21 protein-coding genes, 1 tRNA gene and 2 pseudogenes are annotated in these 25258 nt (G+C 60.3%); 13 read left to right on the top strand and 11 right to left on the bottom strand.

Going from position 1 to position 25258, the window contains the following annotated elements; translation table 11 throughout:
• The gene (locus QWE_RS15330; protein WP_006727064.1) at positions 1–1623 is read left to right on the top strand and encodes a glucosamine inositolphosphorylceramide transferase family protein; all 1623 of its coding nucleotides are present in this window, start codon (positions 1–3) and stop codon (positions 1621–1623) included.
• On the opposite strand, the gene QWE_RS15325 is transcribed toward QWE_RS15330, so the two are convergent.
• The 9 genes and pseudogenes from QWE_RS15325 to QWE_RS15285 form a co-directional block, all read right to left on the bottom strand.
• The gene (locus tag QWE_RS15325; protein ID WP_157790713.1) at positions 1575–2324 is read right to left on the bottom strand and encodes a 4'-phosphopantetheinyl transferase family protein; all 750 of its coding nucleotides are present in this window, start codon (positions 2322–2324) and stop codon (positions 1575–1577) included. The two genes, QWE_RS15330 and QWE_RS15325, sit on opposite strands and share 49 nt — an antisense overlap.
• Positions 2325–2459: 135 nt before the next feature.
• Positions 2460–3506 (bottom strand): LacI family DNA-binding transcriptional regulator, encoded by a 1047-nt coding sequence (locus QWE_RS15320; protein WP_006727062.1) that lies wholly within the window; start codon positions 3504–3506, stop codon positions 2460–2462.
• Between the two features lie 13 nt (positions 3507–3519).
• The gene (locus QWE_RS15315; RefSeq protein ID WP_006727061.1) at positions 3520–5937 is read right to left on the bottom strand and encodes a glycosyl hydrolase family 95 catalytic domain-containing protein; all 2418 of its coding nucleotides are present in this window, start codon (positions 5935–5937) and stop codon (positions 3520–3522) included.
• 4 nt (positions 5938–5941) lie between these two features.
• Positions 5942–6769, bottom strand: a complete 828-nt coding sequence (locus QWE_RS15310; protein WP_006727060.1) for a carbohydrate ABC transporter permease — start codon at positions 6767–6769, stop codon at positions 5942–5944.
• On the bottom strand, positions 6766–7659 hold the full coding sequence (locus QWE_RS15305) for a carbohydrate ABC transporter permease (protein ID WP_006727059.1): 894 nt from the start codon (positions 7657–7659) through the stop codon (positions 6766–6768). The genes QWE_RS15310 and QWE_RS15305 overlap by 4 nt, the downstream gene beginning before the upstream one ends.
• A 59-nt stretch (positions 7660–7718) precedes the next feature.
• Positions 7719–8744, bottom strand: a complete 1026-nt coding sequence (locus QWE_RS15300; protein WP_006727058.1) for an ABC transporter substrate-binding protein — start codon at positions 8742–8744, stop codon at positions 7719–7721.
• Between the two features lie 29 nt (positions 8745–8773).
• Positions 8774–8959 (bottom strand): annotated as a pseudogene (locus tag QWE_RS26050) (extracellular solute-binding protein); the annotation flags it as partial.
• 96 nt (positions 8960–9055) lie between these two features.
• On the bottom strand, positions 9056–10132 hold the full coding sequence (locus QWE_RS15295; RefSeq protein ID WP_006727057.1) for an ABC transporter ATP-binding protein: 1077 nt from the start codon (positions 10130–10132) through the stop codon (positions 9056–9058).
• A gap of 832 nt (positions 10133–10964) precedes the next feature.
• Positions 10965–11672 carry a GntR family transcriptional regulator gene (locus tag QWE_RS15285; protein ID WP_006727056.1) on the bottom strand — a complete coding sequence of 236 codons (708 nt, stop codon included), beginning with the start codon at positions 11670–11672 and terminating at the stop codon, positions 10965–10967.
• Between the two features lie 189 nt (positions 11673–11861).
• Here QWE_RS15285 and QWE_RS15280 point away from each other — a divergent pair, with 189 nt between their 5' ends.
• The 12 genes from QWE_RS15280 (at position 11862) to QWE_RS15225 (ending at position 24488) form a co-directional block, all read left to right on the top strand.
• The gene (locus QWE_RS15280) at positions 11862–12521 is read left to right on the top strand and encodes an aspartate/glutamate racemase family protein (RefSeq protein WP_006727055.1); all 660 of its coding nucleotides are present in this window, start codon (positions 11862–11864) and stop codon (positions 12519–12521) included.
• Complete coding sequence (locus QWE_RS15275; protein WP_006727054.1) at positions 12518–13897, top strand: dihydroorotase; 1380 nt, start codon at positions 12518–12520, stop codon at positions 13895–13897. Before QWE_RS15280 ends, QWE_RS15275 begins: the two co-directional genes overlap by 4 nt.
• Positions 13894–14289 (top strand): VOC family protein, encoded by a 396-nt coding sequence (locus tag QWE_RS15270; protein WP_006727053.1) that lies wholly within the window; start codon positions 13894–13896, stop codon positions 14287–14289. Before QWE_RS15275 ends, QWE_RS15270 begins: the two co-directional genes overlap by 4 nt.
• Positions 14290–14336: 47 nt before the next feature.
• Positions 14337–15905: an ABC transporter substrate-binding protein gene (locus QWE_RS15265; RefSeq protein WP_006727052.1), complete on the top strand. Its 1569-nt coding sequence runs from the start codon at positions 14337–14339 to the stop codon at positions 15903–15905.
• A gap of 83 nt (positions 15906–15988) precedes the next feature.
• Positions 15989–16954 (top strand): ABC transporter permease, encoded by a 966-nt coding sequence (locus QWE_RS15260; RefSeq protein WP_006727051.1) that lies wholly within the window; start codon positions 15989–15991, stop codon positions 16952–16954.
• 7 nt (positions 16955–16961) lie between these two features.
• Entirely contained in the window at positions 16962–17834 is an 873-nt protein-coding gene (locus QWE_RS15255; protein ID WP_006727050.1) for an ABC transporter permease, read from the top strand.
• Positions 17835–17851: 17 nt separating this feature from the next.
• Positions 17852–18832: an ABC transporter ATP-binding protein gene (locus tag QWE_RS15250; protein ID WP_006727049.1), complete on the top strand. Its 981-nt coding sequence runs from the start codon at positions 17852–17854 to the stop codon at positions 18830–18832.
• Positions 18829–19857: an ABC transporter ATP-binding protein gene (locus QWE_RS15245; protein WP_006727048.1), complete on the top strand. Its 1029-nt coding sequence runs from the start codon at positions 18829–18831 to the stop codon at positions 19855–19857. The genes QWE_RS15250 and QWE_RS15245 overlap by 4 nt, the downstream gene beginning before the upstream one ends.
• Entirely contained in the window at positions 19854–21323 is a 1470-nt protein-coding gene (locus QWE_RS15240) for an ABC transporter substrate-binding protein (RefSeq protein ID WP_006727047.1), read from the top strand. Before QWE_RS15245 ends, QWE_RS15240 begins: the two co-directional genes overlap by 4 nt.
• Positions 21320–22780, top strand: a complete 1461-nt coding sequence (locus QWE_RS15235) for an amidohydrolase family protein (RefSeq protein ID WP_006727046.1) — start codon at positions 21320–21322, stop codon at positions 22778–22780. The genes QWE_RS15240 and QWE_RS15235 overlap by 4 nt, the downstream gene beginning before the upstream one ends.
• Positions 22777–23706 (top strand): dihydrodipicolinate synthase family protein, encoded by a 930-nt coding sequence (locus QWE_RS15230; protein WP_006727045.1) that lies wholly within the window; start codon positions 22777–22779, stop codon positions 23704–23706. The genes QWE_RS15235 and QWE_RS15230 overlap by 4 nt, the downstream gene beginning before the upstream one ends.
• Positions 23706–24488, top strand: a complete 783-nt coding sequence (locus tag QWE_RS15225) for an SDR family oxidoreductase (protein WP_006727044.1) — start codon at positions 23706–23708, stop codon at positions 24486–24488. The genes QWE_RS15230 and QWE_RS15225 overlap by 1 nt, the downstream gene beginning before the upstream one ends.
• Before the next feature lie 57 nt (positions 24489–24545).
• Here QWE_RS15225 and QWE_RS24780 read toward each other — a convergent pair.
• Together QWE_RS24780 and QWE_RS15220 are read right to left on the bottom strand one after the other, a co-directional pair.
• Positions 24546–24906, bottom strand: a pseudogene (locus QWE_RS24780) (transposase); the annotation flags it as partial.
• 128 nt (positions 24907–25034) lie between these two features.
• A tRNA-Met gene (locus tag QWE_RS15220) sits at positions 25035–25111 on the bottom strand.
• Positions 25112–25258 lie beyond the last annotated feature (147 nt).

Here is a 25258-nt window from a genome sequence, read left to right as displayed (position 1 = left end):
ATGGACGCAAGCGCAGCCTATGGTGCAAAGACACCCGGCGATCGCCCCCTCGCCCCCATTCGGATCGCCGTGCTGGTGGATCGGAAGGACCAACTGGAAAATTGGCAGTTGGCGCTGATCGATCGGATCCTCGCTGACGACCGTTTCTGCCTGAAGACCTTGATCCTGTGTCCTGCGCGAACGGAGGCAAGCTCTTCGGCCTTTCGGCTGGCTGCGTCGCTGGAGCGAATGACTTTGGGGCGTCAACCTGTCTACCGCACCGTCAGCCCTGGCTTCGGCGACCTTCATGTCGAGCCCCTGGAGAAGGTCATTGTGAGTGGGTTAACCGCGGAGCTTGATCTGGTTCTGCAGCTCTCTCCGCTTGATCTCGATCCGAAGATCTTCACGGGGCTGCGTTTCGGAGCCTGGCGCTTTTCTTTTCTGGATGCGGCCGATCGGAATGCGGACTGGTTCGGCTATGGCGAGGTGATCTCCGGTCAACCGGCAACCGAGCTTGCCATCACCGTCTGCCGCGGGGAGCATGGCACGGAGGGGACGCTCGCGAGCGCGGAGTTCAACACCAAATTCAGCGCTGTCCGCAACGGCGACTTCATCAAGGAACGCGCTGTCAGCCTCGCCATGCGGGAGTTACGCAAGGTGGCCAGAACCCGCTCCATCACACCAGAGCCGTCGGTGACCGGGAGACCTGCAGCCGGACCGCCGGCACCGCGCGCCTTGGCCATTTACATGGCAGAGCTTGCAAAAACGCTCTTGGCGCGTGGACAGCAGGCGCTTGCCTTGAAGCTGAAGATTGCGGCGCCGGCCTGGGCGCTTTTCGTTGGCGAGGGAGAACCCGAAGACTTCGATCCGATGACCGCCAAATTGTTGAAACCGGATCACGGGGAGTTTCGTGCGGATCCCTTTCTATTTGAGGAAAACGGCGAGACTTTCGTGTTCTATGAAGCCTACAATGCAAGCGATACCAAGGCCCATATTGCCGTCTCACGTCTGAAAGGGGATCGGCTGGAACGGATCGGAATTGCGCTTCAGGCGCCCTACCATCTTTCCTATCCATTCGTCTTTCGCGATGGAGACAGTATCTTCATGATACCGGAGACCAACACGGCCCGACGGCTGGAGGTCTGGCGCTCTGTCGAGTTTCCCCTTCGCTGGGAGCTACATGCGACAGCCTTAGAAGGTCAATCGCCTGCCGATTCCGCAATGATCCGGGTATCCGGCAAATGGTGGCTTTTCACCAATCTCTCGGAGTTCCACGCCTATGAAGATCATTGCAGTGAACTTCACCTCTTCGAAGTCGATGGTCCGGATCTCAACTGGCTGAAACCCCATCACAACAACCCCGTTGTCATCGGCAGCATCGACGCCCGCAACGGAGGCCGTCCCTTTGAACGAGGCGGGCGGCTCTATCGACCGTCTCAGCGCAACGAGCACGGAATCTATGGCTACGGCCTGAACATCATGGAGGTCGAGGAGCTCAATCTCGACACCTATTGCGAACGATGCATCCGGCGGATCGACCCTGATTTCGCGGCCGGCATCATTGCCTGCCATCACCTCGATGCACTCAATGGCCGCTACATCATCGATGCCATGTTTAAAGACCAGTCGCATCTGTTGCGGTAGCGCACCGTAACACCACGCCCTTTGGAATGAACGGCAAGCGCTGCACAGAAGCCTGCGCCCGCGTCGAGATTTCGAACCGTCCAGTCATCGAGCGGGCCGATCTGCGGATCCAGCCGACGCAGCAAACACGTGTCATCGCCCAGCTCCAGTGAAACATCGAAGCTATCAAGCGGCAATGAAAGTCCCGCCCCTTGCGCCTTGACGAAGGCCTCCTTGCGGGTCCAGCAGCGATAGAACCCATTGAGCCGGTCGGTCTCGGGCAGTGCGTTAAGATCTGCGCACTCCTTGGCGCTAAAGAAATGGCTTGCCACGTCCTCGCGCAAAGGCCGAATTTCCTCGATGTCGACACCGATGGACGCGTGCGCGCATACGCCCAGCAGCGCCAGGCCGGCAGTGTGAGAAAGATTGAAATGCAAACCTGCAGCCTCGTCGTGCGCCAAAGTCGGCTTGCCGCATGCGTTGTAGATCAATGACAAGGTGACCGGATCGCGCTTGAGGTAGGAAGCAAGGATGCGACGAAGGCCCGCTCGACCGGCAATGTAACGGTGACGATCAACGGGTCTGAGAAATCGCTTCGCCCGTTCCGTTTCATCCTTGCTGATCAGCCGCTCGCCATCATTGTCGCCGACAGAATGTTGATCGAGCGACCAGCTCCAGACATCAACCTCCACGGCCTTCACGGATATGACTTGATCTGACATCGACATTCGGCTCCGCAGCGCGAGCAAGGTGGCGGACGCACCGGATCATCAGGATTACGCCGATGAGACCTAGGGTCAAGTTGGCCGATCGGAGAGTTGCCGCCCTAAAACCAGATAGCTGAATAGGCGGAGTGACTAAGAGAGTAGTGCAGGCTGGCCCGAGGAGCCTCGGACAATGAGTTCCAGTTCAACGAGGGCCGGTGTCCGAGGTCGGTCCTTTGTGCGGCTCGCATAGAGATAGTCGATGTTCTCGACGATCTTTTTCACTGGCATACTGAGCGCGTCGATACCGGGTCCAATCAGTCCAAAGGTGTCGCAATCGCCGAAACTGATGATGGACAGGTCTTTGGGGACGCATAATCCGCGCTCTCGCACCAGATCGAGCAATCCCAAGGCGCTCAAATAGGAGGCGCAGATGATCGCGGTTGGCGGGTCGGGTCGGTCGAACAATTCGATCCCTGCGAAGTAACCCGTCTGGCGCTCCCAGTCATGTCCAACGATCAGGCTCTGGTCTACACCCGGTCCGCCGGCCATGGCTCGCAGATATCCCGCAAGTCGGCCTTCCGCCGAGCTGTGTCCCGGCCGTCCGGCAATCAAGCCGATGCGCCGATGGCCAAGGCCGAGGAGATGATCGACGGCCTTTTTAATGCCGGATGCATCGTTGAACAAAACCCTGTCACAGGTCAGCGCCGGCACGTCGTTGTTGAAAAGGATGATATGCGTATCGAGCCCTGTCAGGAGCGGAGAAGCCTGCATCGCTTCGAAATCGCCCGATGCGATGAGCGCTTCGATCCGATGCTCCTCGAAAAACCGAAGTGCATTCGACATGGTGTCCGGGCTGCCATCATGCGTGAGTGGCAACACGATGCGCCCGCGCGCCTGCATCCGCGCCGTCAGCCCTGCCAGAATGGCGATTTGCAGCTCGTCATAGGAGGAGACGAGGAAACCGATCATCCGGCTTGCGTCCTTGCGAATGGTCGCAGCCGCGACATTCTTGACGAAGCCAAGCTGCGCGATCGCCATCTCGATCCGCTCCTGGCTGGAGGAACGGATCGGACGACCATTGAGGAAACGCGACACGGTGCCGACCGCGACGTCCGCAGCACGTGCGACATCGTGGATTGTCGGCTTGCGCGACCGTGCCATGGTCGGCACCGGCTCAAGATCCTCTTTCGATGTCAATCAGGGACTCCCCTCATGCCGCCCTTTCCATCCCGCCATTCAATGTCCGGAGCAAACGGACCTCCCTGCCGGCGGGGAGCATCAAGGCTAGCGGCTCGCCATCCAATCTGAACGTGCGAGCTTGCATGATTTGGCTTTTAATCCGCAACTCTGCAAGCCTTCCACTACGCCAGACCATATCAATCTCGACCTGCCCGCGGCACCGTAGTCCCCGCGCCTCGCCATCGGCCCATGCTTTGGGCAAAGCCGGCAGGATGACGATCTCACCGGATTGGCTCTGGACCAACATTTCGGCGACGGCGCCGGTATAGCCAAAATTGGCGTCGATGTTGAAGGGCGGGCAAGCCGTCAGAAGATTCGTATAAAGCCCCCCGCCAAGGTCGGCCTGCAGCTCGATCGCCGGATCGACCGGATTGAGAAGGTGACCGATGTTGCGATAGGCCATCTCCGGGCGGCCGAGCCGCGCCCAGAGCGCCGCCTTCCAGGCGAATGACCAGCCGGTTCCGGTATCGCCGCGTTCTTCGAGCACGCGCGCGGCAGCGGCCGCAAGCTCTGGCGTTTCGGTTGGCGAGATCTGCGCTGCTGGAAAGACGCCGTAAAGGTGAGACACATGGCGATGGGGGTGCTCGGCCTGCGGCAGGTCTTCCCGCCATTCGAGAAGCTGTCCGTCGGCCGCGATGCCATAGCCGGGCAGGCGCGGCAGGGCGGCGGACGCGGAAATGGCGATCGGGTCGTCCGGAATGCCGAGGACGGAGGCCGCATCGACGATCGTCGAAAAGAACTCCCGCAGAATTGCAATATCCATGGTCGCGCCAATGCTGAGCGCGTGGCGGGTACCATCCGGGAGGAGGTAGCTGTTTTCGGGGGATGTCGATGGCGCTGTCGTCAGGCTGCCATCCGGCAGTTCCACCACCCAGTCGAGATAGAACTCGGCAGCATTGCGCAGGATCGGCCAGGCCGTTTCCCGCAAGAATTTCGTGTCGCCGTTGAACAGATAGTGCTGCCAGAAATGCTGGCAAAGCCAGGCACCACCCATGGTCCACAGACCATAGCGGATCGGAAAGTCATAAGCGCGCCCGTTAAGCGCACCGATCGCCGTGGTCTGGAAGCGTCCGTCCACCTGGTGATGGGCGACCCAGCCGCGCATCCCGTACTGCACCGACGCCGTCCGTGCCCCGGCGAGACTGAGGTTCTTGACGAAATCGAAGAGCGGCTCGTGGCATTCGGCAAGGTTGCAGGGCTCCGCAGGCCAATAGTTCATCTGCAGGTTTATGTTGATCGTATAATTGGACCACCAAGGCGGCTGCACCTTGTCGTTCCAGATACCTTGCAGATTGATCGCCCGCGATCCGGGCCTGCTCGACGCGATCATCAGATAGCGGCCGTAATTGAACAGCAAAGCTTCCAGTGCCGGATCGCGCATCTTGCTCGCCTGTCGATGCAAACGTTCGTCGGTCGGGAGAGCGGACAGTCCGACTGGGGATCGGAGCGTGAGGGCGGCCCGATCGTACAGCGCGCGATGTGCTGCAACATGGCGTTCCAGCAACGCGGAAAAGCCCCTGCTTTCCGCCGCCTCAAGCCTGGCCAGGCAATCCTCCAGCAGTAGTCCGACATCGCTGCCGACTGACGTTGCGACGAGCACCGTGAAGTCACCCCCGACAACTAGCCCCTCGCCATGCACTGAAACAGACGCCGCGAGAACGCAGGCAACCGTCAGACAGCGGCGCGGGGGATCTACCTCGTAGAAGATATTCTCGCCATCGCGGATCCGGTCGTCGATACCCCGCCAGTCGACCATCGACGGCGCATCTGCCACCACGATGAGGTCCCGTGCCGACATCCGTGATACATGGCGGGTCTTGGAGCTCAGCGAAAGAACCGTTCTGGCTTGTGATGGATCGGCAAAACCGGCGTCGAGCACGAAAACCTGATCGGGAAACGAAGAAAAGGCCCGTCTTCTGACGCCCCCGACCCGTGATGCGACATAGTTGACCTCCGCGACAGCGGTGTTGAGATCGAGCTGTCGCGTGTAGCGCTCCACCGCATCGTGATCCCATTGGATCACAAGATCAGCCGCCGTGAGATAGGGCTGATTGAAGTCTGTCAGGAGTTTCTGTTCGACAAGAGCCTCGGCTCCCGCGACGTCGCCCGCAAACAGGCGCCGGCGCACTTCTTCGAGCACGAGTGGCCCCGTGGCGACAGGTGCGGGCGCGTCCCGTCCGGCCCAGAACCGGTCGTCATTGAGACAAACCAGGTCTTCCGCCGTTCCGCCCCGGATCATCGCGCCGAGACTGCCGTTCCCAAGGGGCAGGGCTTCATTGAAATTCCGGCCGGGCGCCGTGTACCACAGCCTGTGGCATTCCTGCGTGTCACGGCAATCCTTGGCCGTTGGCCTACCTGCGGCCTCCGCCTGCGTGCAGTCCTCGTTCATCGTTTCATTCCTTCACGCCACCGGCCGTCAGGCCCTGCGTGATGAAGCGCAAGCCGAACAAAACCACCAGAAGGGCTGGCACCGCCAGAAGCACGAGGCTGGCATTGTAGCGCCCGATGCCGGGGGGCGTTGCGCCCAGCACTTCCTTGAAACGCAATACGGCCTGTGCTGCCGTGGTCTGGCTGACATCCGACAGAAACAGCGAGGGAAGGAGGAAATCCTGCAGCGACCACATGATCGAAAGGGCACCTAGATTGACCAGTGCGGGTTTGCTCAAGGGGACGAAAATGTCCACGAAGACCCGGAAATGCGATGCGCCGTCCATGAGTGCCGCTTCGATGAACGTCTTTGGCAGGCTTTCTGCATAGTTTCGAACCAGCAACACGCCGAAGGGCAACGTCATGGCAGCCTCGGGAAGTGCCACACCAACGAGTGTGTCCCGCAGGTTCACTTCGCGTGTGATGAAAAACAGCGGAATGAGGATGGAGGTGAGCGGCACCGCCATGAAGATCAGCACCAGGGAATAGAGGACTTCCCGTCCCCGAAACTCGAAGAAGGTGAAGCCGTAGCCGGCGAGCGCAGAAATCATGACGACGACGGATGCATGCATCAACGCGATGGCGAAGGAGTTGAAATAGGTGCGCAGCAGCGACACGCCCCCGATCTCCTGCGTCAGCACGTCGATGAAGTTCTGCACGCCGTTGAAGGCAAATCCTCGCGACACGGCCGCAATCAGCGGCAGCGACCAGAGCCCTGCCAGGAGGATGAGAAATGCCGTCATCACGAACTTCTCGTGGCGGCGACGATAGAGCATGTCGGGTGGTGCGCTCATTGATGCCGATCCTTGCCGGAAAACCGCATGTGAAGGGCGGAGAGGACGAGAGTGACCAGCAGCGTGGCGACAGCCGCTGCCGACCCATATCCGACATTCGCGCCGGTTGTTGAGAAGGTGTAGACGTAGGTGCCGGTGATTTCCGTCGCACCGGCAGGTCCGCCTCCGGTGGAGAAGAAGACAATGTCGAAGGCGCGAAAGCTGGTCAGCAGCGTCGAAATGACGATCGTCCTATGCGTGCCCTTCATGATCGGAAACAGGATTTCGACGAAGAGGCGCCAGGTTCCCGCCCCGTCGATGACGGCCGACTCGATCAGGGAGGTGTTGATGGTGCTGAGATTGGCCGTGTAGTAGAGCACCGGCAGGCCGATGATGTAGACAAACAGAATGATCACGACGCCGTAAGCGAGCGTCGGATCGATCAGCCAGTTCTGTGCCATCCACCCGAGGCCGATGTCGGACAGGAGGACGTTCACCGTGCCGAAGCGTGCTTCCAGCATGGTGCGGAACACCGATGCGACCAACGACAACGGCATCAGCGCCGGAAGCAGGAAGATCGTGTAGAGCAGCGTCCTCGCACGCCATGTCGCCGACAGGGTGACAGCGATGAAGAATCCGATGGTCAGGGCTGCCCCGATGCTCACGCCCGCAAAAACGAGATTGTTGACAAAGGCCTTGAGGAAACGTGGATCGGTGAGCAGAAGCTGAAAGTTCTGCAGGCCAACCCATTTGCCGTTGACGAGTGACATCGAGATGCGTTGCAGGCTCGTATAGAGCAGGAAGCCCGTCGAAAAGAGATAGTAGACCGCAAACATGAGTGCGAGCGGACCAAAGAAGAGGATTGCTTCCCGCAGTCCGAGACGATGGATGATCGGCTTCTGATTCGACATGGCGTTTCCTTCAGAAAAAGCGTGCCCCGCATACGACAGGTGCTGCGGGGCAGCGCGATTTACAGGGCGTTCGAGTACCGCCCGCTATCCCATTCGCCTTGAAGATACTGGAGCTGCTGATCGACGGGCGCGTCGCTGGTGATCGATTGAATCAGCGCGTCCCCGACAACATTGGAGAAATCCGAGACATTGTTGCGATCGCTTGAGGCACTGCGCAGGAGGTCGGCAACGACGCCGTAATCCTTCGCCGTCCGTTCGCTGGAGAAATAGGCTGAAGGCAGGCTGTATCCCTGCTTCGAGGGCACCACGAACAGCGTGTCGTCCCATTGTGCAACGCCCTCGCCCGTCGTCATGAACTCGAGGAACTTTGCCGCTTCCGCCTTGTTTTTCGAATTCTTCGGCACCGCGAGACCGACTTCGATGAAGCTGCGGATCGCCGGCGTGCCGCCCTCAATCATCACCGGTAAAGGCGAGACGGTGACATTCTCGAGCTTCACGCCATTCGCCTTGCGGAAGGGAACCGAAAGGGTGCCCATTTCCCAGGTCCCTTGCAGAAACATCACCGCCTTGCCCTGCTGGAAGAGTTCGACAGAGCGTCCATAATCGAGGTCGAGCGTATCCTTGCCAAAGATGCCGTCCCTGAAGAGAGCAACTGTGGCATCGAAGCCCGCCGTGGCTTCAGGCATGTCGAATCGACCGCCCTGATTGTATCGCAGCTTGTTGAACCAACCCGGAGAGCCTTGTTCGACGATGGTGTCGAAGATCTCGTCCAGGAACCAGTTCGCGCCCGTAAACGCGACCGGTACGAGATCGGGCCGCTTTTCCTGAACCGTCTTCACGAAGGCAGCCAGTTCGCCGCGGTCCTTCGGAACCTCAAGCCCGAGTTCCGCCATAAGATCGAGGTTGTAGTAGGCTACGACCGAGCCCAGTGTGCCCATGGGTGCGATGTAAAGCGTGTCGTCACCCGCCAGAAGCTTGGCTTGTTCAAGCGCCTTGGACGCCAGCTGCGCCTCGATCGGTGCGGTGCCATATTGACTATAAAGTGCCGACAATGGCTCCAGGTAGTCCTTGACCAGCGTGACCATGCTGCTCGTCTGCTCGTCTGCACGGCCGCCACATCCACGGGATCACCTGAGGAGAGCGCGAGAGGCAGGCGCTGCTGATAGGCCGACGATTCAAGGAAAGTCACCTTGACGTCGATGTTCGGATTGGCCTTCTCGAAAGCGGCGATCGCCTTGTCGATCACCGGAGCAGGCGGCGCCCACGTCCAGAACGTCAGAGTTTTCTGCTCTTCGGCCATAGCCCCCGAAGCCCAAGACGCCGCCAGAGCCCCGACCAGCAGGGCAAGCTTTGAAACACGCATGATTTCCTCCCAGAAAATTGCGAAACGCCGATATCAGGCCCCGACCCAGGCTGGCGAAGGCTCGACGCGCGCCCCCGATTCGTCAAAACAATGCAAGCGCGACAATGGCAGCCACAGATCGAGCGTCTGTCCCTGAAGATCGCGGGCATTGCCGTTCTGGCGCAGGACAACCGGCTGCCCCGCCCGTCCGCTCTCTCGTGTCATTGTCAGGTGCAGAATGGAATCCGCGCCGAGCGTCTCGACCAGCGAGACCGCGCAGGACAGACGGACACCGGAACCTTCGTCACCAGAACCCAGGACGATGTCTTCCGGACGGATCCCGACATTGGCAATCCCGACCCCAGCGCCGCTCCGCTCGATTGGCAGGTCTTCCGCCTTGAACATGTTCATGGGAGGCGCACCGATAAAGGTTGCGACGAAGAGGTTGGCCGGGCGATCATAGACGTCTTGCGGTCGCCCGACCTGCTGAACACGCCCGCCATTCATAATGACCACACGATCGGCCATCGTCATTGCTTCGATCTGGTCGTGCGTCACATAAAGCGTGGTAATCCCGAGCCGTCTTTGCAGCCCGGCAATCTCGACGCGCATATGCATGCGCAGCCGCGCATCGAGATTGGAAAGCGGCTCGTCCATCAGAAATATCTTGGGGTTGCGCATGAGCGCCCGGCCCATCGCAACACGCTGACGCTGCCCGCCGGATAGAGCCGCTGGCTTTCGATCGAGAAGTGCGTCGAGTTCGAGAAGGGCTGCAATCTCGGCCGCCCGAGCCGCCCTGGCCTCGCGGCTCACACCGCGCAGCTTCAAGGGGTATTCCAGGTTCTGCCGAACCGTCATATGCGGATAAAGAGCGTAGTTCTGAAACACCATCGCGATATCACGGTCGCGCGGATGCTTCTCCTGCATCGGCTCTCCGTCAATATAGAGGCCGCCTGCCGATATGGTCTCCAACCCTGCGACCATCCGCAGAAGCGTGGTTTTCCCACACCCAGAAGGCCCGAGAAGTGCGACGAACTCCCCTTTCTCGACGGAAAGATCGACGGCGCTGACAGCCGTATAAACATTGCCAAAGCGCTTGGTCACGCCATCCAGGCGAACGAATTCCCCCACTGCACTATCTCCTCTTCCTCACCCAATTGATACCCATTAGTTGATATCGATGTCAACTATACTATCCAGAACTTTTCTATGGCCGGCCCTCGGACCGGTTTCGTACGACGGCACTCCAAAAGCGGCAAAAGACAGGACACTTCTGAAGAGTGGCGTACTCAATCTGTCAAACAATTGACATCGATAGCAACTTCTCGAGATTGGATGGCAACTGGGTGGCGAAGGACCGAGGCGCAAACGCGAGCGGCTGCTCCATTGAGACGATGGCCGCCTTAACGAGGCCTTGCAGCAACGACGAGCATGAATGCCATTGCCGCCCTTCCGAGACTGCTTTTTTGAGAGCCGATCTTCTACCGCCTGAACGATTGCTGCATGTGACTGATGCGACCGTGTGAATGCGGCGATCCCGTAGCTCCCAGTTGCGCCCCTCGGCGTCCGAAGGCAGGACAGGCGAGAGCATCCTGGATGCTGACAGCGCAGCCTAACGAACTGCGGGGTATATCGGGAAGGACGAAGCTCAGGCTGCTAAGAAGAGGGAGCCATATCCGCTCAGGCTGCGGTTTCCCCGACGTTAGACCGACTTCTCGCCGAATGATAATGTTCGGCGCGTTGTCGGTGGACGGAGACACGAAGCAACTCCACGACGATTGCCTCAAGAAGCTTGTCTGGATTTGATGCTGAGGATTATTCGTTGCGGGACAGGGTAGCGCGGTGACTTGTGGGTCTGCGCACGGAATGAGGCAGTAACCGACACGTCGCTCGGGTCAACCTGATTACAGTGCTTTACAATAACAGCCGACATCAGGACTGCGCTCAACCAAGGAAGGCCACCTCAAAGGGTGAGCGCCGTGGTGTCGCTCGAAATCAGCGCCTTCAGAATACCCTTCTGCGTGTGGTCGCTATGCTCAACCATGGCAGCACGGGCAAGGTCCGGGTCGCGCAGGCGCAGCACGTCGACAATGCGTCGATGATCGGCGCTGGTTTCCGGATTAACGTCGCGGCTGACGGCGCCGAGATAGAAAAGCCGCGTGCATTCGTCGAGATGCGCGGCAACCAGCGCCAAGAGCCGGGGATTGCTCGCCCCCTCGGCGATCGCCAGGTGGAAATCGCGGTTGGCTTTGACGAAGGACTGCACGCTCTCGCCCTGTTGCGGATCGTAACGCGCATCCGCCAGAGTTTCGAGCCGATCGAGGTCTGCAGCTGAGAGATTGAGGGCGGCCATGGCGGCAGCGGTGCCCTCTGTCATCGCGCGGATGGCAAAGAGATCGTTTATGTCCTTTACAGTCACGGGCGTAACCCGGTAGCCGCGCCTTGGAAAGGCTTCGATCAGTCCTTCCGCCACCAATCGACCGAGCGCTTCCCGCACCGGCGTCTTGCTCATGGCAAGCTGGTCTGCCAGCTCGAGCTCAGAAAACTCGGCTCCGGGCCTCAAAGAGCCGGAAAGCACCCGCGCACGCAGAGAAACATAAGCGGTCTCCGTCAGGGAAATTTTCTTCTGCCGGGCCGGCGAGGTATCACTGTCGACGCTGAGGCTCTGCAAGGCGGCTTCTCTCCAAGCTCGATGGGATCTGTGGACCCGCTCGTGGATAATAAGGCTTTACGCCCCTTTCTGTCTTCCTCCACTTTTTCTGACTTCGCAAGACGGCCAGCCTTTGACATGAGATATTTCGTAGTATATCACGATACATATTACAGTTTGACGGCTTGGGAGAGCCGTCGTGGAGGAACAGTGGCGCAGATCCTGGTGATCAATCCGAACAGCTCGAAGGCCGTCACACGGTCGATGGAAGCGTGCCTGAAACCGTTCGAAGGCAATGGCCACGAGATCCGCTGCACTGAGCTTGAGGGCGCGCCTTTTGGTATTGAAACGGATGCCCATGTGGCCGAAGTCGTGCCGCTGCTAATTGAGGCTGTGCAGGGAGCAAAAGCAGACGCCGTCGTGATCGCTTGCTTTTCGGATCCCGGCATTTCGGCCGTACGCGCCGCCACGAATGTCCCGGTCGTCGGCATCGCCGAAGCGGCCTATCTGACAGCACTCGGACTTGGACAGCGTTTCGGGATCGTGTCGATGGGGCCGTCCTCTATTGACCGCCATCTGCGCTACCTTGAGGACCTTCAACTCAATGGCAGGCTTGCAGGCGATCGGTCGATCGACATGACCGTTGCTGAACTCATCGCCCAGAATGCGGTCATTCCCGTTACGCGCATCGCCTCCGTGCTTCGCGATGAGGATGGTGCCGAAGCAGTCATCCTCGGCTGTGCCGGCCTCGGGACCTACCGGGAGGCTTTGCAGGCGGAACTGGGCTTGCCCGTTATCGACCCGGTTCAGGCCGGCGTCGCCCTTGCCTGCATGCAAACTGAACTCGGCTATCGCAGGAGGGCGCTTTGAGCATTGATCTCGTCATTCGTGGGCGGATCGTCACGCCTCAGATGACCATTGCCAATGGCTGGGTCGCAGTCTCAGGCGCGATCATCCACGCAATCGGAGAAGGCGACGCACCTGCCGCAGAGACTGTCCACGATGCTGGAGATGCCTTTGTTTTGCCGGGGATCATCGACGGCCAAACCCATGCGGGCAGCTATCTCGGCCTCCCGGGGATCGAGCCGACGACCCGATCTGCCATTGCCGGCGGGGTCACGACCATCGTCGATATGCCCTACGACAACCCGACCCCGCTGAGCGCCAGGGAGCATCTGGACGCCAAGATCGAAGCCGTCGAACGCTTTGCCCATTGCGATGTCGCGCTCTACGGCACGGTCATGCCCGGGCAATCCCTGAACGAAGTGCAATCACTCGCCGATGGTGGCGTCGTCGCCTTCAAGATCTCCGCCTTTGAGAGCAGCCCCACTCGTTTTCCGAGGATCGATGCGGCGCTTGCCCTTGATCTGCTGGAAGCGCTTTCGGCAACCGACCTGCCGCTTGGATTGCACAACGAAGACCAGGAAATCGTGCGTTCACGGGTTTCGCGCGCAAGAGCCGAGGGTCGAAACGGTATCACCGCGCATTCGCCGAGCCGGCCTGAAGTCGCGGAACTGGCATCGACCGTGCATTTCCTAGAGCTCGCCGCCAGTGCCGGAGGACATGCGCATATCGTCCATATCAGTACGCCGCGCGGCTTCAAGCTGGTCGACAATTATGCGCGAGAGGGCTTCAGGGCGACCGGCGAACTCTGCGTCCACTATCTCTGGTTCGATCCCGAACGCGAAGGTGAAGAGCTCGGCGCGCGGATGAAGGTCAACCCACCCATTCGCCCCGGCCAGATTGATCGGCTCTGGCAGGAACTAATCGAGGGCCGGATTGCCTTTGTCAGCTCCGATCATTCCAGCTGGCCGATCGACAACAAGTTCACCGACAGCATCTTCGATGCTGGTGCGGGCGTGCCCGGAATGGAGACGCTGCTGCCTGCCTTCTACACGGTTGCAAAACAGCGCGGTGTCGATGCTGCACATTACTGCGCCGAGTATCTCGCAGAACGCCCTGCCCGCTTCTTCGGCCTTTATCCGCGCAAGGGGGCTCTCGTTCCCGGTGCCGATGCCGACATCACCATCCTTGCCGAGGGGGACGATGTCTGGGACGCAAGCCGCGCTCGGGATGGCCTCAACTGGAGCCCTTATGACGGACGGGTCTTCGCCGCACGGGTGGCCGCAACCTATCATGCGGGCAGGCTCGCCTATGACGGACAATCGGTCCTCAACACGCCCGGCAGCGGACGCTATCTGCGCCGCGGCGAAAGCACATGGTTTCCAAAGGATCTCACAACATGACTGAGGCACCCACCCGGCCCGATGACGGTATCGTCGAGAAGGCCATCACCTTCTTCTACTACGTCGACCTGCCCAGAGCGTTCGACTTCTTTACACAGGTTATGGGCTTCCCGCTCGAGATCGATCAGGGCTGGTCGAAGATCCTGAAGATTGCTGAACACGCCTATGTCGGTCTTGTCGACGAGACCCGCGGCATGCATCGCGCCAATCCGATCAAGCCCGTGCAGCTTTGCATCCGCGTGCCGGATGTGGATGCCTGGCACCGCTATCTCTCGAGCCAGAATGCCATCGGGCTAACAGAACCAAAGGACAGCGTCTCCTTGGGAATTCGAGCCTTCGTGCTGGAAGACCCGGAAGGCTACCAGATCGAGGTGCAATCCGTACTTCGGTGAAAACGCGCATGCAAACGTGTCGGCATACCAAAAAAGGGGAACTAAAAATGCTGAATCTTCGCATGAAATCCGGACGAATAGCGGCCCTTGCCGCATTCGTCCTCTTGAGCTCTACGGCCCTGGGCGGCCTTGTCCACGCCAAGGAACTGACCGTCGGCCTGACCTCGGACGCCGTCAATCTCGACCCCCAGGCGGGCGAGGAGCTGTCCAGCAACATCCTGTTCTACCACATCTACGACCCCCTGGTCCGCCGCAATGCCGATCTGTCCTTCGGACCCGGCCTTGCAGAGAGCTGGGAGCTCAAGGATGACACGACCTGGGTGTTCAAGCTGCGCCAGGGCGTCAAGTTCCACAATGGCGAAGACTTCAAGGCGTCCGACGTCGTCTTCACCCTGGACCGGCTGAAGAAGTCGCTGATGGCCAATCTCGGCGCCAACATCGCCTCCTTCACGGCTGTCGATGACTACACGGTCGAGATCAAGACGCCCAAGCCCTACGCAGTCCTGCCGAACGATCTGGCAGCCGTCCTGATCCTCAGCGAAAAGTATGCGAAGGAAGTGGGCGATGAGCAGCTGGACCTGAAGCCTGTCGGCACCGGCCCCTACAAGCTGGTCGAATGGATCAAGGAAGATCACATCACGCTTGCCGCCAATACTGACTACTTCGCTGGCGCACCGAAGATCGAAGAAGTCACGTTCCGTCCGATCACCAATGGTGCCACCCGCACGGCAGCACTGCTGACCGGCGAAGTCGATGTCATCCAGGATCTCAACGTCCGCGACGTCGACCGCGTCAAGGCGGATGACCGCTACAAGGTCATGACCAAGCCGAGCCTGCTGAACGTCGTGGTATCGATCGACCATCGTGAGAAGAGCCCGACCATCGCGCTCGACAAGAACCCGATGATGGATCGCCGTGTCCGTGAAGCCATGGTCCGCGCGATTGACGTCAATGCGATCAACAAGATCATCATGAACGGCCTGTCGACCCCGTCGGAGCAATACATCCCTGTTTCCCATACGGGCTATGTCGACGGCGCAAGCTTCCGCGACATGTACCCCTTCGATCTTGAGAAGGCGGCCACTCTCATGGCTGAGGCCGGCTACGCAGATGGCTTCACGGTGACCCTCGACACCACCAACAACCGCTATGTCAACGATCAGCAGATCGCGCAGGCGCTTGCGTCGATGCTCGGCAAGATCAAGATCGATCTCAAGCTCAACCTAATGCCGAAGTCCAACTTCTTCGGCTACATCCGCGTCCCGAGCGATAAGTCGAGCATGATCATGAGCGGCTGGGACGTTCCCTCCGGTGACGGCGGCTCGATGTACAGCGTGATGTTCTACTCGCGCGACAAGAAGGAGGGCTATGGCCAGGTCAACCGCGGATCCTATTCCAATCCGAAGGTGGACGAGTTGATCGACAAGGCCGATGCGACTTCCAAGCTCGAAGAGCGAGACGGCTACCTGCAGGAAGTCACCAAGATCCTGATGGAAGACATTCCGATGATCCCGATCCACTACGAGCAGGATCTCTATGCCGCAAAGACAAATGTCGAGATGACACCGCGTGCGGACAAGTTCCTCTGGGCCTACGAGATCGACGTCAAGGAATAATCCTCAACCTGAACGAGCGCGGGACTGTCGACCGTGAGGGAGACAGTCCCGAATTTCTCACTTCTTCATGACGGGACACTGCCTTGCTGGGTTACACGATCAAGCGGCTCCTGCAGATGGTGCTGGTACTCTTTTGCGTATCGGTCATCGTCTTCCTGATGATGAGCTTTACCGGCGATCCCGTCTTCATGGTGATCCCGATCGATTCCACCACCGCCGAGATCGAACAGGCCCGCCGCCTCCTGGGCCTCGATCGGTCCCTGCTGAGCCAGTATTTCATCTTCCTCGGCAATATGCTGCAGGGCGATTTCGGGCGATCCTATGTGTTCCGCCAGCCCGCCATGGACCTCATCCTGGAGCGGCTGCCAGCAACGATCGAGATGGTGCTCGTGGCAATCATGCTGGCGACAGTGATCGCCGTACCGCTCGGCGTCTATGCCGGGGCCAATCCGAACAAGCCGGTGTCTCGCGGCATCATGGCCGGTTCACTGCTCGGCATTTCGCTTCCCGGGTTCTGGGTGGGCATGATGCTGATCTTCTTCTTCTCGGTCCGCTACCAGTTCCTGCCCTCGTCCGGACGCGGTGATACAGTTGAAGTCCTCGGGATGCGCATATCCATCTTCACGGCGGATGGCTGGTCACACATCATCCTGCCGTCAGTGACACTGGCGCTTGCCACCCTCGCGATCATGCTACGCATGACCCGTGCGGGCATGATGGAGGTGATGCGGCAAGACTATATGCGGTTCGCTCGTGCCAAGGGCGCATCCCGCCAGAACATCCTGTTCAGGCACGGCCTGAAGAACGCACTCATTCCGGTCGTCACGATTTTCGGCCTCCAGCTCGGTGATCTCATCGCCTTTGCAACGATCACCGAGACCATCTTCGCATGGCCCGGCACAGGCAAGCTTTTGATCGACTCCATCTACCGCGGCGATCGCCCCGTCATCGTCGTCTACCTGATGCTGACAGCCTTCATCTTCGTTGCCATCAATTTCATCGTCGACATCGTCTACACGCTGATCGACCCACGCATTACGGTGAAGTGAGGATCGCATGACCGGATTCTTCTCTTCGGAATTCTTCTTTCACTACCGCCGAAACCTGCCGGCTGTCTTCGGAAGCGCACTGCTCGCCTTCTTCGCCCTGCTTGCGACGCTGGGACCGCTTCTCGTTACGCAGGATCCTTACGACGTGTCACAGCTGGAACTGATGGACAGCTTCAAGCCGCCGGTGTGGCTCGAGGGTGGCGACAGCAGGTATCTGCTCGGAACGGACGGACAGGGCCGCGACGTGCTCGCATCGATCGTCTACGGCGCGCGAATCTCCGCCTTCATCGGCCTCGCCGCGATGATTTTTTCCTGCGTGATCGGGACGGCACTCGGTCTGATCTCCGGCTACTACGGCGGCATCGTCGACAGCATCATCATGCGCATCGCAGACATTCAGCTGTCGTTTCCCTCGATGCTGATTGCGCTCTTCTTGATGTCGGCCTTCGGGACAGGCATCGGCATGGTTCTGATCGCGCTCACCGCCGTCGGCTGGGTCGTTTACGCTCGCACCGTTCGCGGATCGACATTGAGCGAGATCCAGAAGGAATACATCCAGGCGGCCAAGGTGGCGGGGCTCGGAAACGGCGAGATCATCCTGCGCCACGTGCTGCCGAACGTCATGACGCCGCTTATCGTGGTTGCGACGATCCAGGTCGGCACCTTCATTCTGATCGAGGCCTCGCTCAGTTTCCTTGGTGTCGGCGTCCCCATCACCGAGCCCTCACTCGGCCTTCTCGTCAAGGAGGGCTTCGACGTGCTGTTCTCCGGCATCTGGTGGACCTCCGCCTTTCCTGGTCTGTTCATCATGTTCCTCGTCTTCGGCATCAACCTGTTCGGCGACTTCCTGCGGGACGAACTCAATCCGCGCTTGAGATGACGAAGGAGATAGCGACCATGGGCGAAGCACTTCTCGAAGTCCGGGATCTCAAGACACATTTCCATACCTTCGGTGGCGTGGTGAAAGCCGTCGACGGCGTCAGCTTCGACGTCCGCCCGGGCGAGGTGGTCGGCCTCGTCGGCGAGTCCGGCGGCGGAAAATCGGTGATCGGATTTTCCATTCTCGGCCTGATCGATCCCCCCGGACGGATCGAGGCAGGCAGCATTGTCTTTGCGGGCGAAGATCTGACGCGCAAGAGCGAAGACCAGATGCGCGCTGTGCGCGGCGGCCAGATCGCCATGGTGTTCCAGGACCCCATGACGTCGCTGAACCCGGTCTACACGGTCGGGCGCCAGATGGACGAAATGCTGCGCCTGCATACCAATCTCGATCAGAAAGCGCGGCGCGCACGCTGTATCGAAATGCTCGAGGATGTCGGCATCTCGGAGGCCGCCAGCCGCCTTGACGCCTATCCGCACCAGTTTTCTGGCGGCATGCGCCAACGCGTCGTGATTGCCATCGCGCTCTTGGCCGGCTCCCGCCTGATCATCGCGGACGAACCGACCACGGCCCTCGATGTCACCGTCCAGGCCCAGATCTTGAAGCTGATGCGCCGCCAGATCGTCGATCGCGGATCCGCCATGATCCTCGTGACGCACGATCTCGCCGTCGTCTCCGAGATGGCGGATCGGGTGGTCGTGCTTTATTGCGGCAAGGTCGTCGAGCGGGGGCTGACGAGCGAGATCATCGTGTCCCCTGCCCACCCCTATACGCGCGGGCTCCTGGACAGCATTCCGAAGATCACCGATCGCCGCGAGCGCCTCAGCCAGATACCCGGCACGGTACCGGACATCCGCACGCTCGGCCAAGGGTGCAGCTTCAGGGACCGATGCTTCCGGGCTCAGTCCATCTGCTCGGCAGAAACGCCGGCGCTCACCCCCGTGCGCGGCTCGCTCGATGCGGCCTGCCACTTCCCACTGGAGGAGACGGCGCCATGACACCCCCCGTGCTTGAGGTCCGAGGCCTGGTCAAAGCCTTTCCCGTGGGAGGTCTTTTCGATCGGCTGCAGTTCGGAAAGGGAAAACTTCTCGCTCCCCAGAAGCAGTTGCGGGCGGTGAACGGCGTCGACCTGTCGATTGTGCCTGGCGAAGTCATGGCGCTGGTGGGAGAATCCGGCTGCGGCAAGTCGACCGTGGCAAAGACGATTGCTCGGATCTACGAGCCGACATCAGGCGAGATCCGCATCGACGGCGAAGACATTTCTCGGATGCCGTTTCGCGAAATGCGTCCGATCCGCCGCAAGCTGCAGATGATCTTCCAGGACCCTTACGCCTCCCTCGACCCCCGGCAGCGGGTCAGGGACATCGTGATGGAGCCGAGGCGCGCTCAGGCCGGTGGCAAGCTCAGCCGGCGCGAACTCCATGACGAGGCCATCGCGCTTCTTGCGAAGGTCGGCCTCAATGCCGAACAGGCTGGACGCTACCCGCATCAGTTTTCGGGAGGTCAGCGGCAGCGGATCGGCATCGCACGTGCATTGTCGGTCAGGCCAAAGATCATCATCGCCGACGAGCCCGTCTCGGCGCTCGACGTCTCGATCCAGGCGCAGATCCTCAACCTGATGATGGACCTGCGCGACGAGTTCGGCCTCTCCTATCTGTTCGTTTCGCACGACCTCTCGGTGGTTCACCACATCGCCGACCGGATCGGCGTCATGTATCTGGGGTTCATGGTGGAGACGGCCAGCCGCGACCAGTTGTTCAGCCAGCCGAAACATCCCTATACGCAGGTTCTGCTTTCGGCCGCGCCGACCATCGACAAGTCGCTGGCAAAACCGAAGATCGAGATCGTCGGCGAAGTGCCAAGTGCCCTGCGCCTGCCCTCCGGCTGCTGCTTCAGGACGCGCTGCCCCATGGCCTTCGATCGATGCGCGATCGAGCGTCCGGTGTTGACGCCCCAGCCAGATGGCAGCGCCGTTGCATGCCACCTCCATGATCGGAACGATGCCGAAAGGAAAAGCCAGTGAGTTCACCCGTCGTCATTGTTCAACCGCGCCTTGCCCTCGAAGATCCGCATGACTGCACCGATGCGAACGACATGCTGGCTGTTTTCGACGCCCTGTTCGACGGGCTTGTCCGCTATGGCAAGGATGGCGGCTACGTGGCCGCACTGGCAAGCTCATGGGATGTCACACCGGATGCACGACACTGGACGTTCAGTCTGAGGGAAGGCTTGAGCTTTCACGATGCCACCCCCTGCGATGCGGCTGCCGTCTGCCAATCGCTCACTCGCATGGCCCGCCCTGACAAAGGCTACACGCTGGGCGCCCCCGGTGTCTGGCATCAGTATCTCGGCGATGCGGAGATCGAGGCAGTCGATCCCCTGACAGTCGTCATCCGCCTATCGAAGCCGATCGCCGATCTCCTCGATATCCTGGTTTACGGCTACGTGGTCGCTCCCTCGGCACTGGACCGCTACGAGGCGGGAGACACGTCGCAGCCGGTCGGCACAGGGCCGTACCACCTGGTTTCCTACGAACCCGGCCATGCTCTCCACGTCCAGCGTTTCGATGGCTGGCATGGCGAGCCACCAGCCAATGACGAACTGACCTTCCGCCTGGAACCAAACCGGGAAGCGCGGCTGGAGATGCTGATCTCCGACCAGGCGCAAGTGGCAAACAGCCTTGATTTCGAAGCCTCCAAGGCGCTCGAAGAAACGGCCAGGCATACGCGGGTCACCTCCTTCGTCCCCGTCGCCATCATCTATCTCTTCAATGCCTTCAAGGGGCCGCTGACAGACAGCCGTGTTCGTCGCGCCCTCAATCTGGCGATTGACCGCCAGGCACTGATCGATCGAGTGGTGAAAGGTGCGGCAAAGCCTCTGACTGGCTTCGTCAGCCCCATTCATTTCGGCAGCCTGCCTTCAGAGGATCTACGCTCCGATCAGGATCAGGCGAAAACGCTGCTTGCGGAAGCCGGATTCGCGGATGGTCTGACCATCAAGGTCGATTGCCCGACACGCCTCCCCGATGAAGCCGAGGCACTGACGGCGGCTCTTGCCGAGCAGCTTGCCCCAATTGGGGTGACGCTGAACGTTCACCGCCACACAGACCGCGAAGCCTATGCGCATGGTGTCCGCCTGAAGCAGGTGCGCGACATGTGCGTCTTCGATTCCAGCCCCTTGAGCACCTTCCGCATCCTCGCAGAGAAGATCGATCACAGGGCTCAGGGCTCCTGGTGGCTGGGCTTCCACAACGCCGAGGCCGAAGACTTGCTCGATGCGGGCCGGGCAACCGTTGATCAAAGTGAACGTGCGGAGATCTTTGAAAAGGCCTTCCGCGCGCTGCAAGTGGATCCCCCATGGCTCTATCTCTACAATCCCCTGAGGGTGACAGGCCTGTCGGGGTCCTGGCCGAACTGGCGCATGCGCCACGACTGCGTGCTCGACGTGACGCGGCTCCCTGATTTCCAGTCCGGGAAGAGAGCATCATGAGGCGTGTCGACCTGATCATCAGCGGTGGCACCATCCTCACCATGGACGGCAGTCGCCGCGTTCTCGACAAGGGTGCGCTCGCCGTTCTCGACGATCGCATCGTCGCGGTGGGGCACGCGGACGAGATCGCCAGAGAATACCAGGCCGAGCGCCATATCCACGCAAGCGGCAAGGTAGTGATGCCCGGCATGATCGACGCGCATGCCCATGCCGGTCACGGTTTGATCAAGACCATGGGGATGGAGCAAGGCAATCACTGGGAAGAGATTTGCAACGCAGCCTACACCGTCGGCTCGACACCGGAATTCTGGTTCGCGGAGGCGCGGCTTGCAGCCCTTGAGCGGCTTCGCTTCGGCGTCACCACCGGCGTGTCGCTTCTGGGCGGCGGCGACACAATCATGCGGACGGATGATGTCGCCTATGGAAGCGCCCATTGCGAGGGCGTCGCGGCAGTCGGCACGCGCTCGGTCGTCGCCGTTGGACCGACCCGCCCTCCGCATCCGCGAACCTATGCATCGTGGCACGACGGCAAGGCGTCAGAACGACCTGTAACCTTCGAGGAGCAGTTTACCGTCAGTCGCGAACTCATGGACCTATGGCACGGGCGCGGACGGCTGAAGATCGCCTTGCTCACCCCCGTCCTGCGTGACGAGCACCAGCGCGACATGTCAGCCGCAGACTACGAAGCCGCAGTCGCCCAAACCAAGGCCGTACGGGCGCTCTCGCGCGAAGCGGGCGTGGTGTTCACCCAGGATGGTCACTGGAAGGGCTCCGTTTCCCGCGCCGAAGAGCTCGGCATCCTCGGACCCGATGCGCTTCTGTCCCATGCCATCGACATCACGCCCGAAGAAATCCGCATCATCGCCGATACCGGCACCCGCATCGCCCACAACCCCAGCGCCATTGCCTCCATTCTCGGCCGATGCCCGGCGATCGAATTGATCGAGGCGGGTACTGTGGTGGCCATCGGCTCCGATGCAACCGCGCCGGACCGATCGGCGGACATGTTCCGGCACATGCAGCAATGCATGCATTATCACCGCACCCACTTTCGCGATCCCTCGGTCCTGCCTCCGGGCAAGGCCCTTGAGATGGTGACGATCGATGCGGCGACCGCCCTGGGGCTAGACCGGGACCTCGGCTCCCTCGAAGTCGGCAAAAAGGCCGATATCGTGGTGGTCGACATGAAGCGCCCTCACCTCGCACCCTACCAGATGCCGATCTTCCGCCTGGCCTATTTCGCCAATGGCAATGACGTCGACACCGTCGTGATCGACGGGCAGATCCTCCTCGAAGGTGGCCGGCCTCTTTTGACGGACCTCGATGACGTCGTCGCAGAAGCCGACAGGCAAGCCCGGCTGCTGATCGAGCGCATGGGGCTCGGAAACATGATCGGCCAGCCCGAAGGCTTCTTTGGCCATGCACGATATCCCAAACATCAAGGAGACAGTCAATGATGAGGCTGAATGAAGAGGCAAAAGGCGTCTACGTCATAGCCCTGACCCCTTTCACGGAGACTGGTGATCTCGATCTGGACAGCACGGACCGCATGGTCGATTTCTACCTCGAGCGCGGCGCGACGGGACTGACAGTGCTCGGGATGATGGGGGAAGCACAAAAGCTCACCATCGAGGAATCGCAGACCTATGTGCGACGTATCCTTCGCCGGGTCGATGGCCGCGTGCCGGTTGTTGCGGGCGTCTCTGCTGCGGGCTTTGCCCAGATGCAGGCCTTGACCTCGATGGTTATGGATGATGGCGCGGCTGGCGTGATGAGTGCGCCGCCATCGTCCCTGCGGAACGATCAGCAGATCGTCACCTACTACAAGCAGGCGGCAGAGTTCATCGGCGATACTCCTTTCGTGCTGCAGGATTTCCCACTCGTCACGAGCGTCACCATCCCCGTCTCCGTCATCCAGACGATCATCGATCAGATCCCAACCTGTGTTTGTCTGAAACACGAGGACTGGCCCGGTCTTTCCAAGATTACCGCACTACGAACCGCTTCGGAGACGACCGGCAAGAGGCGCATATCAATCCTGTGCGGCAATGGCGGCGTCTTCCTGCCCGAGGAGATGGCGCGCGGGGCCGACGGTGCGATGACCGGCTTTGCCTATCCCGAAATGATGCGCGACGTCGTCCATTATAGCGAGCAGGGAAATCCGGAGCGCGCGCAGGACATCTTCGACGCTTATCTTCCGCTTGCCCGCTACGAACAGCAACCCGGCCTTGGCCTCTCCATCCGGAAATACATCATGGCGAAACGCGGGGCCATCGCCACACCGGCCCTGCGCAAACCGGGAGGAGCCCTCTCTTCCGCCGATATCAGCGAGATCGAGCGCCTCATCGCGCGCCAGGACAGAAGATTGAAGGAACTCGGATAATGGAACTCGGCTTGAAAAACAAAACCGCTCTCGTGCTGGGTGCTAGCCGCGGACTAGGTGCCGCGATCGCCCGAGGGCTCGCGGAAGAAGGGGTGACCGTCCATGCCGCCGCCCGCAACACTTCGGCCATCTCGGCTTGGGCTTCCGAACTCCCGCGGACGGCCGGTGCCGTCATCCCGCTCCAGTTCGACCTCTCCGACATCGACAGCGTGAATAAGGCCGTCCAGTTGCTCGTGGCGGCAGGGGGTGTCGACATCCTCGTCAACAATTCTGGCGGCCCACCACCGGCCGCAGCCATCGATGCGAAACGAACGGACTGGCTCAACCATTTCGAGACGATGGCCGCCAACATCTTCCATCTGACCACCAGTCTTCTGCCAGGCATGCGGGAAAAGCGCTGGGGTCGGATCATATCGATCGCTTCGTCAGGAGTAGAGCAGCCGATCGCACGACTGGCACTCTCCAACGGCATCCGCTCGGCCTTGATCGGCTGGTCGAAAACACTTGCTGCGGAAGTGGCTCTAGACGGCGTGACCGTGAACGTGCTTCTTCCAGGGCGCATCCATACGCAAAGGGTGGACGAACTCGACGCAGCCGCCGCGAGCCGCTCAGCCAAGAGTGTCGAGGAGATCGCGGCCGAATCTGCGGCGGGCATTCCGGCCGGACGCTATGGACGGCCGGAGGAATTTGCCGCAGTTGCCGTCTTCCTGGCCTCCGAGCCAGCCTCCTATGTGACGGGAAGCAAGATCCGCGTGGATGGCGGTGCCATAAGGTCTGTCTGAAGCCGGATTAAGCAAAACGGACGGACATCTTGGATGTCCGTCGGAGATTTACTCGCCATCACAGCGTGCGCGTTCACTCGCACAACGATCGAGTGAGGCATGGAACCCGAACCAGAAAACCCTAGCGCTTCGCAGAACCATGCCACCCGTTGCCCGGCAGTCGTCGCACAGCAACGACGAAAGGGCCAGATCGGACGGTGCTTTGCAATAATCGCGAACCTCATATCGCATCCCTGGCAAAATAGGCTGCGTCCTTTTTTAGGATGTCGCGCTCCGGCTTCATCTAGCCTTTTCCAGCAAAGGACTGGCTGGGATGGTCGCCGTGTTCCCGAACCCATTTGCGCAAGACATTCTTTTAGATATCAAGGTCGCGGGCCGTCTGGGCAACAGCGAGCCCACCCTCCTGGACTAACTTCAGCGCCTCAAGCGGCTGAACCTGGCATCCGGTAGATTGACCCTTAAGAGAAACGCGAAAAAGCTCCTCGCCCGTTATGGCGAGGAGCTTAAAAGCAGATATTCGGAATGATCGAATTTACCGGTCTGATTTGGTTGCGGGGGCAGGATTTGAACCTGCGGCCTTCAGGTTATGAGCCTGACGAGCTACCGGGCTGCTCCACCCCGCGTCACCAGCGTAAATCCCTGAGGGATTTATCGCGACAGAGCAAACTCTTGAGTTTGCGTCTCTTGCGGCGCAAATCTGGTTGGATTTGCGCCTTTTTCGGTATTTTCGAAAGCGAAAAGACCGCTTTTGGCGGCCCTAAGATTTCGGC

It is taken from the genome of Agrobacterium albertimagni AOL15 (genome assembly GCF_000300855.1).
In the GTDB taxonomy this organism is placed as follows: Bacteria; Pseudomonadota; Alphaproteobacteria; order Rhizobiales; family Rhizobiaceae; genus Allorhizobium; species Allorhizobium albertimagni.
The sequence above is the reverse complement of the archived record's forward strand: the minus strand, read 5'-3'. Positions and strand labels throughout refer to the sequence as shown.